At 71.7% G+C, this 13897-nt stretch carries 11 protein-coding genes; 5 read left to right on the forward strand and 6 right to left on the reverse strand.

The window, feature by feature from the left end; genetic code table 11:
- Positions 1-125: 125 nt before the first annotated feature.
- From OHA68_RS43550 to OHA68_RS43560, 3 genes are read right to left on the reverse strand one after another with little or no spacing between them, the layout of a single operon-like run.
- A complete protein-coding gene (locus OHA68_RS43550) occupies positions 126-704 on the reverse strand; it encodes an HAD family hydrolase (RefSeq protein WP_327105482.1) in 579 nt (192 codons plus the stop codon).
- Positions 701-1306 (reverse strand): response regulator transcription factor, encoded by a 606-nt coding sequence (locus tag OHA68_RS43555; RefSeq protein ID WP_327105483.1) that lies wholly within the window; start codon positions 1304-1306, stop codon positions 701-703. Before OHA68_RS43555 ends, OHA68_RS43550 begins: the two co-directional genes overlap by 4 nt.
- A 26-nt stretch (positions 1307-1332) precedes the next feature.
- A complete protein-coding gene (locus OHA68_RS43560; RefSeq protein ID WP_327105484.1) occupies positions 1333-2898 on the reverse strand; it encodes a carboxylesterase/lipase family protein in 1566 nt (521 codons plus the stop codon).
- Between the two features lie 130 nt (positions 2899-3028).
- Here OHA68_RS43560 and OHA68_RS43565 point away from each other — a divergent pair, with 130 nt between their 5' ends.
- A complete protein-coding gene (locus OHA68_RS43565; RefSeq protein WP_327105485.1) occupies positions 3029-3847 on the forward strand; it encodes a DUF4253 domain-containing protein in 819 nt (272 codons plus the stop codon).
- A gap of 153 nt (positions 3848-4000) precedes the next feature.
- Here the strand turns inward: OHA68_RS43565 and OHA68_RS43570 are convergent, their stop codons facing one another.
- Both OHA68_RS43570 and OHA68_RS43575 read right to left on the reverse strand, forming a co-directional pair.
- The gene (locus OHA68_RS43570) at positions 4001-4834 is read right to left on the reverse strand and encodes an SAM-dependent methyltransferase (protein ID WP_327105486.1); all 834 of its coding nucleotides are present in this window, start codon (positions 4832-4834) and stop codon (positions 4001-4003) included.
- A gap of 150 nt (positions 4835-4984) precedes the next feature.
- Positions 4985-6259 (reverse strand): helix-turn-helix domain-containing protein, encoded by a 1275-nt coding sequence (locus tag OHA68_RS43575; protein WP_327105487.1) that lies wholly within the window; start codon positions 6257-6259, stop codon positions 4985-4987.
- A 223-nt stretch (positions 6260-6482) separates the two neighbouring features.
- On the opposite strand from OHA68_RS43575, the gene OHA68_RS43580 reads away from it, so the two are divergent.
- The 3 genes from OHA68_RS43580 (at position 6483) to OHA68_RS43590 (ending at position 11092) form a co-directional block, all read left to right on the forward strand.
- On the forward strand, positions 6483-7232 hold the full coding sequence (locus OHA68_RS43580; RefSeq protein ID WP_189140856.1) for a hypothetical protein: 750 nt from the start codon (positions 6483-6485) through the stop codon (positions 7230-7232).
- A gap of 198 nt (positions 7233-7430) precedes the next feature.
- Positions 7431-8159: a maleate cis-trans isomerase family protein gene (locus tag OHA68_RS43585; RefSeq protein ID WP_189140857.1), complete on the forward strand. Its 729-nt coding sequence runs from the start codon at positions 7431-7433 to the stop codon at positions 8157-8159.
- Between the two features lie 116 nt (positions 8160-8275).
- Positions 8276-11092 (forward strand): hypothetical protein, encoded by a 2817-nt coding sequence (locus OHA68_RS43590; protein WP_327105488.1) that lies wholly within the window; start codon positions 8276-8278, stop codon positions 11090-11092.
- Positions 11093-11163: 71 nt separating this feature from the next.
- Here the strand turns inward: OHA68_RS43590 and OHA68_RS43595 are convergent, their stop codons facing one another.
- Positions 11164-13083, reverse strand: a complete 1920-nt coding sequence (locus tag OHA68_RS43595) for a Xaa-Pro dipeptidyl-peptidase (RefSeq protein WP_327105489.1) — start codon at positions 13081-13083, stop codon at positions 11164-11166.
- Positions 13084-13231: 148 nt separating this feature from the next.
- Here OHA68_RS43595 and OHA68_RS43600 point away from each other — a divergent pair, with 148 nt between their 5' ends.
- Positions 13232-13891, forward strand: a complete 660-nt coding sequence (locus tag OHA68_RS43600) for a FadR/GntR family transcriptional regulator (RefSeq protein WP_327105490.1) — start codon at positions 13232-13234, stop codon at positions 13889-13891.
- The last annotated feature ends 6 nt before the right edge of the window (positions 13892-13897 follow it).

A 13897-nucleotide genomic window follows, 5' to 3' on the forward strand; every position in this document is an offset into this window, starting at 1 on the left:
CCGAGCGCCGCCACACTCGGCCAGCCCGCCGCACTCGGCCACCCTGGCGCACTCGGCCAGCCCGGCGCACTCGGCCTGGCGCACTCGGCCGGCCTGGCGCACTCGGTCAAGCCTGGCGCACTCGGTCAGGCCAGGGCCGCCGCCAGGTCGGCGGGGGCGCGGAAGTGTACGCCGGTCATGCCGAGGGCGATGGCGGCCTCGACGTTCTCCAGGCGGTCGTCGACGAACAGGCAGCGCTCGGGCGCGGACCCGGCCAGCTCGGCGGCGATCTCGTAGATGCGCCTGTCGGGCTTGGCCACGCCCACCCGCGCGCTGCTGACCACGACGTCGGCGAAGTAGGTGAGCCCGAGCTGGTCGAGGTGGCCTTCGAGGGTGTCCATGGCGTTGGTGACCAGCACCACCGGCACCCGCTCCTGCGCCCGGGCCAGCAGCGCCCGGACCTCCTCGTCCACCCGGAACGGCACCGCGGCGAACTCCGCGGCGGCGGCCCTGGCGCGCTCATCGCCGCCCAGGGCCGCCGCGACGGACGCCACCCACTGCTCCTCGGTGATGTGGCCGAGGGTGGCCGGCAGGATCAGGGCCGGGTCGAAGGCCGTCTTTCTGAGCGGCAGGCCGTAGCGGGCCTCAAGGTCCGCCTGGACCGCGTGATCGAACTGCCGGAGCACGCCGTCGAGGTCGCACAGGATCGCGTCGAAGGAGGTCACAGCCAACCATTGTGCCGGGCGATCCGGGCCGCCTCGATCCGGTTGCGGGTGTGGGTCTTGCCGATGGCCGACGACAGGTGGTTGCGCACGGTGCTCTCCGACAGGTGCAGCCGGGCGGCGACGTCGGCGATCGTGGAGCCGTCCAGCGCGGCGGTCAGCACCTCACGCTCCCGGCCGGTCAGCGGGCTCGGCCCCGCGTGCAGCGCGGCGGCGGCCAGCGCCGGGTCGATGATCCGCTCGCCGGTGACGGCCCGGCGGACGGCCGCCGCCAGCTCCTCCACCGGCCCGTCCTTGACCAGGAACCCGGCCGCCCCGGCCTCCATGGCCCGGCGCAGGTAGCCGGGCCTGGCGAACGTGGTCAGGATCAGCACCGCGCACTCCGGCAGCGCCGCGCGCAGCTCGGGCAGCACGTCCAGCCCGCTGCGGCCGGGCAGCTCGATGTCGAGCAGCGCCACGTCGGGGCGGCGCGCCGTGGCGGCGGCCACGATCTCGTCCCCGGCGGCCACCCGGGCGACGATCTCCAGGTCGTCCTCCAGGTCGAGCAGGAGCGCCAGGGCGTCGCGCATCATGCCCTGGTCCTCGGCGATCAAGATCCTGATCACGGCCGTCCCTGCTCGTCCCGCAACCGTCACTTCCAGAAGCTCAGCTGGTGCCTGGCAGCGTAGTCGACGGGCCGGACGGCGCCGGGTTCCAGGGACAGCGTGCCGTCCGGCAGGCGCGGCCAGGAGGGCAGGCCAGACCCGTTCGGGTCACCGCCGCGGGCGAAGTTCGTCCAGTAGCCGATCATCTGGCCGGACAGCTTCCGCTGGCCCGCCGCCAGGGTCACCTTCCCGTCCTCGAAGAGGTACGGCAGGTCGGCGGCGTGGTAGGCCCCCCACGCGAAGCCGGCCTCCAGCGGCAGGAACATCGGCGCCTTCCGGTCGGCGAACTCGTAGCCGTACACGGGGACGTGCTGGGCCAGGAGCGTGTTCTGCTCGTGGGTGGCACGGGCCCACATCCGGTCGGTGAGGACGGCGGACCACGCCAAACTGGGGGACTTATACCGATTTACCGGATATTTCCGGAGAATGTGCGGGGCTTTCTTGCCGAACGCTTCCCGTACCAGAGCTGAATAATCTGGAGTTTTGCCCTGCATGTCGTAGTTCATCGCGACGAACAGGCTGTGCTCGTCCCGGGTCGCGCCCGCCAGCACCGGCACCCGGTGGAAGCGTCCCTCGCGGATGGCCGTGGCCGGAGAGTCCGGCAGCACGCCGTTGCCGTAGGCGTAGCTCTGGAAGGCGTTCATGATCTGCGGCACGTCGAGGATCTTCCTGACCGGCAGCCGGCGCAGGCAGGCCAGGTCGGAGCAGCCGAGCTGACCGGCGAAGTGCTCCCCCATGGCGATCACCTCCGCCTCGCTCCGCCAGGCGAACGACGGCTGGGCGGGCAGGCCCGGCACCATGCTCCCGGCGGGCATGTCCATCATGGTCTCGCCGCTCTGCATGATCGCCCGGTCGAACAGTCCTTTCGCGGCCGGCGCGGTGAGCAGCCCGCCGATCGCCAGCGCGCCGTAGGAGACACCGAAGACCGTCACGTTGCGCGGGTCGCCGCCGAAGGCCGCCGCGTTGCGCCGTACCCAGCGCAGTGCCTCCAGCTGGTCCTGCAGCCCGTAGGTGCCGGAGTCGCGCAGCCCCGGATGACCGAAACCACTGAAGACGCCCAGCCGGTAGTTGATCGTCACGACCACCACGCCCCGATCGGCCAGTTTGCGCGCGTCGGAGAAGTGCCCGGCGCCCAGCGCGCCGTCGCCGTGCACCCACACCATCACCGGCCGTCCCGTCGCCGCCTTGGCCGGCGTGGTCACGTTCAGGAACAGGCAGTCCTCCGTCTCACTGTGGATCGGCGCGTAGACAGAGCCCACCTGCGGGCACATGGCGCCCGGCCGGGTGGCGTCCTTGACGCCTCGCCACGCGGGCGCGGGCCGCGGCGCGTCCCAGCGCGCCGCCGTGGCATAGCGGATGCCCTGGAACAGCCGATGCCGTCCGGTGACAGCGCCACGGACCGCGCCGGCGTCCGTCATCACGACCGCGGGATCAGGCCGGGCACCCGTCCCAGCACTCGTCGTCACGGCCGCGGGATCGGAGCGGGCGCCCGGCCCGGTGTCGGTCGTGGCACACGCTGTGAGCAGTACGGCCAGCGTCAGCAGAGTTCTCATGCGTCCACGGTCGCCGACACCGGCATGGCCCGGAAGATTCGTGGATACGGGATCGGCCGGGACAAAAGTCCTGAAGGCAGCGGCGGCATTACCATCTCCGAGACAGGATTCGGTATCGGAACGGTAGGGCATGAACGATCATCAGCTCCCGCGCGAGCTGTGCCGGCTGTTCGCCGATGGCGGCAGGGGGCGATCCCTGTCGATCGGCCTGCCCGAGGGGGCCGTGGTCTGGCCCGACCCTGGCTACACGGGGCAGGGCCAGGCGGCGCGGCCCGCGTTCTGGCTGAGCGACGAGCCGGTGAGCGCGCAGGAGTGGCGCCGTTTCCGTGCCGAGCACCGCCGCAGCGGCCTGTGGCCGGTCCTGCTGGACGAGTCGGCCCAGCCCTGGTCGGTGGGCCAGGTGGTGCCCGACGAGCCGATGCTGATCGAGCACTTCACCGCCGAGGGGTTCATGACCGAGGTGTGGCAGGAGTGGGTGTCGAAGATGCCGCAGGAGGCCCTGGACGAGCTGTATCCCTACGGCGCGCTCTGCCCGGGGCCCGCGCCGCCGGGCGTGCCGGTGGCCGATCCGGACGCCGTCGCCGACTGGTACGCCGGGGAGCTCGCGGACCAGGGCATGCCGCTCGGCCTGGTCGCCGCCACCCGCAGCGCCGACGCGCTGGCCGTGATGGGCTGGCAGGGGGCGCTGCACCACAACGAGTGGATGGTGCCGCTGGCGGCGGTGGTGCGCAGCTGGGAGGACCGGTTCGGGGTCCGGGTGGTGTGCGTCGGCTTCAACACCCTGGAGCTGAGCGTGGCCGCGCCACCGGTCGAGCCGGAGCACGCGCTGCACGTCGCGGCGGAGCACTGGGCGTTCTGCCCCGACAACGTGGTGCAGGGGGCGGGGGATCTTCAGGGGTACGCCGAGCAGATCATCGGCGGTCACACCTGGTCGTTCTGGTGGGACTGACACCGGCTACAAGGGATTGGGACTGACGCCGGCCTTGCGGGAATGGCTTTCTGATGGGACTGACGCCGGCCTCGGTGGACCGGCACTGGTCGCACGGACCGACGCCGGACTCTCCCTCGGGAGCGGCACCGGCCCGGCGGTGGGGCTCGCCGCTCAGGGCAGGCGGGCCACCGCCGCGTAGTTGCCCGAGGCCGACGGCTGGTCCGCGCAGTCGGTGGTGTCCCGGTCGGGCCGCCACTGCGGGACCCACACCAGTCCGGGCTCCAGCAGGTCCAGGCCGTCGAGCAGCGCCTCCACCTCCTCGCGGGCGCGGACCGCGTGTCCGGGCAGCGTCATCGCCAGCAGATCGTTGATCGCCGGCAGCAGCTCGGCGGGGATGCCGTCGAAGGTGGTCTGCAGCAGGGCCAGATAGCTCCCTACGGGCACGGACTGGCGCAGCCGCTTGATGATGTGCCGGGCCTGCTCGTCGTCGCTGAGGCTGTGCGTGGAGACCAGCAGCCACGCCATCGGCTTGTTCCAGTCCACGAAGGTGCGCACGATGCGGTCGTCGAGAATCTCGTCGAACTCCCGCACGTCACCCTCGACCACCCGGACCAGGTCGGTGATGGGCTCGATGGTGGCCTGCGCGTTGGCCAGCACCATCGGATCGCTCTCGATGTAGACGACCCGGGCGCAGGACTCGCTCGGCCTCTCGCGGGCGATGTCGTGCAGCTGGCGGCCCTGCGGCAGGCCGCTCGGCACCCCACTGCCGACGACCAGGAACTGGTCGATGCCCACCATGGCCAGATGACGTACGGCTCGCGACAGATAGCCCTGGATCGCCCGCGCGGCCGCCGTGGTGACGGCGGCGGAGACGTCGTAACGGTGCACCGCGTCTCTGTCCGCCCGGAAATTGTTCTTGCCGCCGGTGGCGGCGTCGAGTATCCGGGTGACCCTGGCATGCGCGGTGTCCAGATTGGCCAGATTACGGATGGCACGTTGACGCATTCAGTCCCGCCCCTTTCCCCTCGCCACTTTCATGGGAAAGATACTTCCGGTCTCTGACCCCACTCGGATGACCAAGTCAATAATGATCCCGAAAAGACCATACAAAACAACACATGCCGAAGTTGTTTCAGGAAATATGGCTTTTCACTATCAGTGCTCGCGAATGATCTCATTCGCCGGGGCCCGGGAAAGCCGTTCCCGATGGGAGTAGAGCAGGTCAAGCGTCTCGTCGCGGGTGGTCGTGGTCACCGAGAGCTTGGCGAACGCCTGGTGATAGGCCTCGACGATCACCGCGTCGGTGATCAGCTCGTCGGCTTCGAGGGCGTGGGAGCAGGCGATGTCCGGCTCGAACGCCTCGGGGAAGCGCCACAGGGTGAACGGACCCGTGCGGGGCACGTAGGCCGGATCCTCCATCGGCACGATGTGCAGCGAGATGTTGGGCCGCTTGGTGTACTCGATCAGCCGGTCGAGCTGGTCGAGCATCACCTGCGGGGTGGCGATCGAGCGGAGCAGGACGCCCTCGTCCATGACCGCCCACACGACCGGCCCGCCCGGGCTGCCGATCAGCTTCTGGCGGGCCACCAGGATGTCCACCGCCGCGTCGGCCGTGGTCTGCCGGAACGAGCCCATGTCCATCGCCGCGATCGCCGCCAGCGCGTACGTCTCCGTCTGCAGCAGCGGCGGGACGAAGTGGGTGTGGTAGGTGCGGATGACCGAGGCGCGGGCGTCGATGGCACAGGTCGTGGCCAGCCATACGGGGACCCAGTCGGAGTCGTACCACTCCAGCTCGCGTTCGCCCCGGGCCAGGGACAGCACGTATTCGCGGGCCGGCATCGGGGAGACGCCGTAGAGGGTGAGGAGGCGTTCGACGGTGGCCGGGGCGGGCGCGAGCCTGCCCTCCTCGATCGCCTCGACCGCCACGGAGCCCTTGCCGAGCGCGGTCTCCACCTTCTCCGGTGACAGCTGCGAGGCCAGCCGCAGGGAGCGGAGCCGCTCGCCGAGCGCCTGACGCATCGGCTCGCGGAGCGGCGCGGCCGCGTCGGGGATCTCCATGACGGGCTCCGGATGCTCGGGCAGCCCCTCGGCCTGGCGCGCGAGCTCGATCACCCCCCGCAGCACGGCCATCGACTCCTCGGAGAGCCCGGAGGCGGTCAGGCCGATCCCGCCCGCCCGCAGTTGCAGATCGTCAACCGTGCCGGACTCCACATAATCCTCACCCACCAGCCACCCCACGCTCACCTGCAGGGAAGCGGCCAGCGCCCGGAGCACCTGAAGCGTCGGGTTGGTCTGCTTGCCGGTGCGCAACTGGCTGACGTACGCGCGGGTGATGGGGATGCCGGCCTCGGTGAGGGCGGCAGCGACTTGAGCACCTGTGAAACTCCGCTTGTTCAGCGCGAGATCCAGCCGCTCAGCGAACTTCGCCACGCGATCCTCCTGCTACCCGTGAACGCTCTTCCGGCGTTGGCCTGGTCGGGCACGCAACCGCCTGCCCGCTACAGCTCATTGTCGCCGCATTCCGCGCCTCACGTAATCCGAAAACTGAGAGTTGACACCGCATCGTGCCTTTGGCCAGTATCGTACGACACGTGGAAACTGATACCTGACAGCCGGAGCCTCTTCTCGGGGCCCGACAGGGAGGTGGCAGGACGTGACCGTTGATCACCAGGTCAGTCCCTGGTTCACCAGGAATACGGCTCCACCGGCACACGAGCGGGTGGTCGAGCGCATCTGCGCCCGGGCAACACCCGAAGGCACGCCGATCCATGTCACGGATCTGCCACTAGGCGGCGTCCAGATCTGGATCGACGGCGACGGTGACCGGTGGAGCATCTACCATCGGATGGCTCACGAGCTCCGGCTCGCCGGCTGGCACACCGAGACGGGCACCGACCGCCTGCTCGTGCTCGGCTGGAGTGCCGACTGCCTGACGCACCGCGTCAGGGTGCTGCACGCCGCCCTGGCGGGGCGGCTCGCCGACTTCGACCTGACGTCCTTCATGGCCGTCACCATCGCCACCCGGCTGTGCCAGGAAGGGCTGCCGGCCGAACGGATCGTCCCCGAGGTGGAAGCCCGCATCCGCGAGGAGCTGCGCTGGCCCGGCCGGCTGGCCGACCTCGACGGCCTGCAGCGCATCGCCTCGCTGGAGCCGTTGCGGCTCAGGCTGGCGCAGGTCGCCGGGCTGGAGGCCACGGTGCGGCAGCGCTGCGGCGAGCACCTGTCCCTGGCGGGCCGGGTCGCCACCACGGTCGCCGGCGGGCAGGCGCCGCCGAGCATCGGCCTCACCCGCCTGACCACGGGCCTGTCGGAGCGCATGGTCGCGGCCAGTGTGCCCAACCGGCCACCCGGCTTCCTCCTGGATTCCGTCCCCGCCATCCCAGCGGACAGCTACGCCGCCTAGGCGTGACGACCGCTCACCCCGGCCTCCCCGTAGCCGGGGCGAACCGGCACCGACAGGAGTGATGATGCGCACTGACGAGGTTCGTGGCCCGTACCGGCCGCCGCACGGCGTCGCCGCACGCGAACGGCGGACGCCGGTGGCCACGGTCGGGTCCGTGCACCGGCGCCGGCCGCACCGACAGCGACGCGGGAGGTCAGAATGAGCCGGGGCAGGGTGGGCGTGATGGTGCCGCCCGGCAACCCGTCGGCGGAGCCCGAGCTGACCCGCCTGCTCGGCTCCCGGGCCGACATGCACGTCAGCCGCTTCCCCGTACGGCCCGGCCGGGCGCTGGCCGAACGGCTGGAGAGCTACAACGAGGCGCTGCCCGCGATGGCCTACTCCTTCGGCGACCTGCCGCTCGACGCGCTCATCATGGCCTGCGACAGCCCTCGCTACCTGCTCGACCCCGACGAGGACCGCGAAGGGTGCCTGCGGCTGACGGAGGAGTGCGGGGTGCCGTTCGCCTCGGCCACGGTGGCGGTGCTGGAAGCGGTCGGACATCTCGGGCTGGAGGAGATCCACCTGATCTCGCCGTACCAGCCGTGGCTCACCGAGCTGGCGGAGCGGTTCTGGAAGGCGGCCGGGCTGCGGATCGCGAGCGTGCTGCCGGTACGGGCGCAGGGCGGCTACGCGCCGTACTCCATGACTCCCGGTGAGCTCGTCGACCAGGTCAAGCAGGCCCGGCTGCCGTTGGACGCGGTGCTGCTGTTCACCGGCAGCGGCATGGCCACGCTGCCGGCGCTGGGCACCCTGGGCGCGGGAAACGACCGGGTCCTGCTGACGTCCAACCTGTGCAGTGCCTGGTGGGCGCTGTCCCGGGCGACGGGCAAGCCGGTCACGCTGAACCGGACGCCGCACCGCGCGGCCGCCCACGGGAAAGCCTCATGAACGACCCCGACCGGTACCCCGCCGCCGTGGAGCCCGTCTAGCGGGCCTCTCCGGGAGCAGGCCGGGGCGAGGCCGGGCGCGGGTCACCGCGCTGACGTGAGGAGAGTGTCGATCAGATGTGGCGGACGCTGTCGAGCGAGGCGCACGAGCGCATCGGCGAGCTGTGCGACGAGCACGGACGCCACCTCTACGACTACTGCCGCACGGCCCTGGCGGGCTCCGACGCCGAGCTGGCGGTCGCCGACGCGCTGCTGTCGGCGCACGCGCACGAGGGCCGGCTGGCGGAGCCGCGGCTGCTGCGGCCCTGGCTGTACGCCCTCGCCCGCGCCCACCGCGCCGCCATCGCGACGACCCGGCCGGCCAGCACGGGCTCGTGGTCACGGCCCGGCGTGGCCCCCGACCTGGTGCCCGAGGGCCTGATGGCCCTCGACGGGCCGCACCGGGAACTGCTGGATCTGTCGGTACGGCACGGCCTCACGAACGCGGAGATCGCCGTGATCTTCGACGCGGAGGCGTACGAGGTGGCGGCCATCGTCGCCGAGGCGGCCGACACCCTGGAGGAGTGGTTCGCCGCCGTCCGCGCGGCCAGGACCCGCGAGGGGTGCCCGCGGCTGGCCACCCGCGTCACCGACTGGACGAAGGCGCCGGGCAGGCGGAACCGTACCCGGATCGCCCGGCACATCCTGTCCTGCTCGGGCTGCCGGGCGGCTCCTCGGACCGTACGGGCCGCCACCCTGCTGCACCGCCTGCCCCTGGCCGCCGTGCCCAGCACGCTGCGCGACCAGCCCGCCTGGGGCCGGCCGCTGCCCGCCGACGACCCCCTGTGGCGACCGGACGGATTCCCCCACCAGGCCCGCGGCCTGGTGGAACCCCCTCCGGCGATGATCTCCCTGGTCCCCGGCCCCACGACGGAGACCAGGGAACCCTCCTGGCCGGTGGCGGGCGCGGCCGCCACCGGCCAGGAACCCCCCAGAACCGGCACCGCCCCCTTCGCCGCGACCGCCCCCGCCGGTGCCCCCAAAGGTGCCGCGACCGGCGGCACGCCTTCCAGGGTGTCGTCCGGCAGCATCGCGTCCGGCAGCATCGCGTCCGGCGCCGCGCCAGGGGACGGGCCGGGAGACGGTGCGGGCACGCCGGGAAGGGGCGGCGTTCCCTTGTCCGCCCCCATCGGCAAGGCGCCCTTCGGAACAGCACCCGGTGCTCCCCTGAGGCCCGCGAGCGAGGACATCCCCGCGCAGGCGGCGGCCAACGGCATCCAAGCCGCGATCACCACCACCGCGCCGACAGCGGCGGCTTCCGGCGTTCCCCCAGGCACCGCGACCGGCGGCACGCCACACAGCCGGGACCCCGCAGGCGGCACCCGACGTGGCAGAGAACCCCTCTCTCCGTCCGTCACGGCCCTCCTGGACACGGCACACCAACCAGGCGAACACCACCCCCCGGGCCCCACGATTCCCGAACAACAGGGGAAACGACCCACCGCCCTCGCGGGACCCGACCAACTACGCGACCGACCCACCGGCCTTCCGGAGATCCCGTCGCAGCGGCGTACCCCCACCCGGCAGGCGGCCGAAAGCCGTTCAGCGCAGGAGCCGCCCGACCTCGCCCGCCGGCTCCTCAGGACAGCGGCCGACCAGGTCGAGGCCCCGGACGACAGCACCCCGCGCCGAAGCGCCGAACCTGGGGACAAACTCGTCTTCTCCGGCGAACGCCCTCCCCGCGAGCGTCCCGTACAGGAACGCGACCGTCCCGTACGAGAAGCCGACCGTCCCGTACGAGAGACCGACCGTCCCGTACGAGAGACCGACCGTCCCGTACGAGAAGCCGAGCAGGCGCAAGTGACACCCTCGCCGCCCATACGGGACCCGCAGGCGAAGCGCGAGCAGATATGGGCCCTTCAACCCCCACGGCCGGGTGCGAGCCGGCCCGACCGCCTGTTCACGCAGAGCCCTGACCGCCAGAACGGACGAAACCCCGACACCCCACGCGTCCGGGAGCCCGAGCGGATGGTCGTCCCGGAGACCGGCGGGGCGCGGGTGCGCGAGCCCGAGCGGGTGGTCGCCCCGGAGGCCGGCGGGGCGCGCGTTCGGGAGCCTGAGCGGGTCGCCCCGGAGGCCGGTAAGTCGCAGGTGTGGGAGGTAGGGGACGAGCAGTGGGAGGAGTTCTGGGAGGGGCGGCCCGATGAGGACGACCCCGAGGCGCGGATCTCCCTGCGCTGGCTGGTCCGGATGGCGTTGGTGATCGGTCTGGTGATGGTGGCCGGAGGGCTCACCTGGTCCGTCTTCCGGCACCAGACGTCGGGGAAGGCCGCCTCGGTGACCGGCCCGACGGCCCTGGCGCCCGGCCCTTCCGCGGCGGCTCCCCCGGCCCAGGCCGCCGACCCCGCCAAGGAGGCCCCCACCCTGCGGTCGGCCGCCCCCACGGCTGAGGCGACCGATCAGAGGTCGCCCACGGGCACGGCCAAGGCGACCGGCCCGGCCGCGCCCACCGGGGCGGCCACCCCTCAGGACGGGGCGCCGCGCGACGCCGCACCGGCCGGGAAGGCGCCGCCCGCCCCGGTGGCGCGGCTGTCCCCGGAGTCCGTACAGCTCGGGACCCGGCGTACGGGGACGTTCAAGCTGTCGTGCACCGGCGACTGCCAGGTGACCTCGGTCACCGCTTCGAACGGCATCGTGATCTCCGGCAACACCTTCACCGTCGCGGCCCCGGCGGAGCGGCCGGGCTGTTCCGGGCCGCCCGTGACCGAGTCGGGCGTGGTCACGATCGGCTGGTCCGGCACGGCCACCGGCGACGGCCGCGGCACCGAGGGCACCACGGCCGCCGACGGCACCCTCACGATGCTCGTCTCCTGGACGGTCACCAGCAACAAAGGCGCGTACATCCCCGACACGAACGGAGGCGGCTATTGGAGCAACTGCCCTAAGAGCGAATGACGCACCGGATGCACCAGCCACAGGTGCGGGCCCTGGCCGCGATTCCGCGCCCAGGGCCTTCACACGTCACCTCAGAAGAACGTGAACCCCGGCTCCGGCTCCGGCAGGTTCGGCTCCTGCGGTCCGCGGAACCTCGCCCCGTCCTGCGGCACCTCCGTCAGCGGCGTGCCCAGCACGAACGGCAGGACCACGCTGCTCTTGGCCAGGTCCACCGTGACGTTCGCCCCGGTGCCCGTCTCGGAGCTGTAGGTCGCGTCGGTGCCCGCGATCACCAGCCCGATCCTGTGGCCCTTCTTGAAGGTGTAGTCGTGCGGCAGCGTCTGCCACTTGACCTGGCCGTACCGCCCCACGGGCAGCGGCGAGGGCCGGCTCAGCGAGTCGCGGTTCCGGACGTCGATCCAGCCACGGGCGACGATCTCCAGCGGCCGGTTCACCACGTTGGTGACGACCTTGCGGTAGCAGCCGTCGTCGGCCGTGGTGCTCTCGCCGTGGCAGTCCTCCTCGGTGAGCGTGGTGATGCCCTGGCCGCGCCGCCAGTCGAGGCGGACGTCGTCGCCGAAGTCGACGAGCAGGGCGGTCAGGTTAGAAGTGGGCCTGTCGAGTTTGACCCGCAGGTCGGCGACGGGGGTGCCGGACATGCGCAGGCTCAGCGGGAGCGCGCCGGTGGTGAACGCGACCCGGCCGGGCTTGGGCGTGCCCACGTCGGCCACCAGCTCGGACTCGGTCAGCGCCACGTCGGTGAACGTGGCGGTGGCGTTCCGGTCCCGCCCCAGCTTGAGGGTGCCGTCCGCGGCGGGCCGCAGCGCCACCTTGAGCGCGTGCGGGGCCGGCCAGTCGCGCTGCGTCATCCACTGCGTGGGGCCGACCTGCACGTCCGCGCGCGGCTCGCGGTCGATGCCGTTGCGTACGCCGTGCAGCCAGCGGTCGAACCAGCGGTGCAGCGTGTCCACCCAGAGGTCCCTGCGGCCCTCGAAGTCGAACGGGTCCACGTGCTGGTACTGGCCCACCCAGATCTTGCGGGGGACGTTCCGCTCGGCCAGCGCCTGCCACCAGGTGGAGTAGTTGTCCGGCTTGACGTTCAGGTCGTTGGTGGTGTGCACGACGAAGACGCTCGCCCTGACCTTGGAGGCGTCGCCGAGCAGGCCGTCGATGTAGTCGCGTTCGTCCCAGAAGGCGTTGTGGTCGCCGGTGTCGTCGCCGTCCTCGGCGTCCATCCGGTCGCGGACCGCCTGGCACTTGGCCTCGGGGTCGGTGTCGACGTAGTTGGCCAGCCAGGAGGCGTAGTCGTAGTTGTAGATCACGCCGTTCGAGCGCTGGTACTTGTACCAGGAGCTGATCGCCGAGATCGGCACGATGGTCTCCAGGCCGCGCACGCCGGTGGCGGCCACCGCGTTGGCGAGGGTGCCGTCGTACGACTTGCCGATCATCGCGGACTTGCCCGTGGTCCAGTCGGCCACGGCCGGGGTGCCGTCCGCCCGGTACGCCTTGGCCCGGCCGTTCAGCCAGTCGATGACCGCCTTGCCGCCCAGCACGTCGGCCTTGCCGCCGAGGTCGGGGCAGCCGTCGGAACGGGTGGTGCCCAGCATGTCCACGTTGAGGACGGCATAGCCGCGCGGCACGAAGAAGTTGTCGTAGTAGAGGGGAAATTTCGTGACATTGTCGGCGGCGTCGTAGACCTTCCGCTCTGCCTCGTTCCCCCGCCCCGAGTTGTCGTAGTAGGGGCTCTCGTCGATGACCACCGGCACCCTGAGCCGCGGACCGGACTCCTTGGGCCTGATGATGTCGACCCGCACCCGGTCGAGCCGGCCGTCGGCGTCACTGTCGACACTCGACTCGACGTACACGTGCTCGCGGACGGCGTCAGCATAGGAGAAGACCGGCTGCGTACGGCCGTTCTCGATGGTGATCGCGGGTCCGGCGCCCGCGTGAACCGGGGTGGCCGTACCCAGGATGAGGGCGACGGCGATGAGGGCCGGGCGTAATCGTGGCACGCGTGACCTCCGTGACGGTGGAGAAGTATGTGCAACTTCTCAGACATCCGCGACCCTGACAAGATCTGTTCGCAGGGCGTCCGGAGGACAGTCCGGGGCTCACGGGTCACCCGGCGTCCTAAAGTGGACACGCGATCAAAGGAGGCACATGCGGAACGTGGCGCGGACCTCCCTCGTGGACGCCGCCATCCAGCAGCTTCGCGACCAGATCACCGGCGGGGCGTGGCCGGTGGGCACCAAGCTGCCCTCGGAGACCCGGCTGGCGCAGACACTCGGGATGAGCAGGCTGTCGGTCCGGGAGGCCCTGCGGGTGCTGGTGCACGCCGGCCTGCTGAGCACCCGGCAGGGCGACGGCACCTACGTGACCGCCACCGACGAGTCCCAGGTGGCGTTCCGGCGGCGGCTCGACACCGCGGCGGCCCTGGACATCCTCGACGTGCGGCGCGGGCTCGACCTGGTCGCCGCCCGGCTGGCCGCCGCCAAGCGCGACGACGACGACCTGGCCGGGATACGGGCGACGCTGGAGCTCAGGGACGCCGCCGGCCGGGCGGGCGACCTGGACGGCTTCGCGGACGCCGACGTCGCCTTCCACCTCAAGGTGGCCGACGCCGCCCACAACCCCCTGCTCAGCGACCTCTACCGGAGCATGAGCGAGGCACTGCGCGACAGCGTGCGGAGCATGGAGCAGGCCGCGCTCGAACCGGACCCCTCCCACCACGACCTGCTACGCGCCATCGCGGACCGCGACGCGGCCGGCGCGGTGACGGTCGCGGTGGGCATCCTGGACAAGCACGAACGCGACCTGTGAGAGCCC

This window comes from Nonomuraea glycinis (assembly GCF_035920485.1).
Taxonomy (GTDB): Bacteria; Actinomycetota; Actinomycetes; order Streptosporangiales; family Streptosporangiaceae; genus Nonomuraea; species Nonomuraea glycinis.

Excerpts from the sequence above, each read along its gene's own strand:
- OHA68_RS43560 (WP_327105484.1), bottom strand. The coding sequence starts at position 2,898 with ATGAGAACTCTGCTGACGCTGGCCGTACTGCTCACAGCGTGTGCCACG.
- OHA68_RS43565 (WP_327105485.1), top strand. The coding sequence starts at position 3,029 with ATGAACGATCATCAGCTCCCGCGCGAGCTGTGCCGGCTGTTCGCCGAT.
- OHA68_RS43570 (WP_327105486.1), bottom strand. The coding sequence starts at position 4,834 with ATGCGTCAACGTGCCATCCGTAATCTGGCCAATCTGGACACCGCGCAT.
- OHA68_RS43585 (WP_189140857.1), top strand. The coding sequence starts at position 7,431 with ATGAGCCGGGGCAGGGTGGGCGTGATGGTGCCGCCCGGCAACCCGTCG.
- OHA68_RS43590 (WP_327105488.1), top strand. The coding sequence starts at position 8,276 with ATGTGGCGGACGCTGTCGAGCGAGGCGCACGAGCGCATCGGCGAGCTG.
- OHA68_RS43600 (WP_327105490.1), top strand. The coding sequence starts at position 13,232 with ATGCGGAACGTGGCGCGGACCTCCCTCGTGGACGCCGCCATCCAGCAG.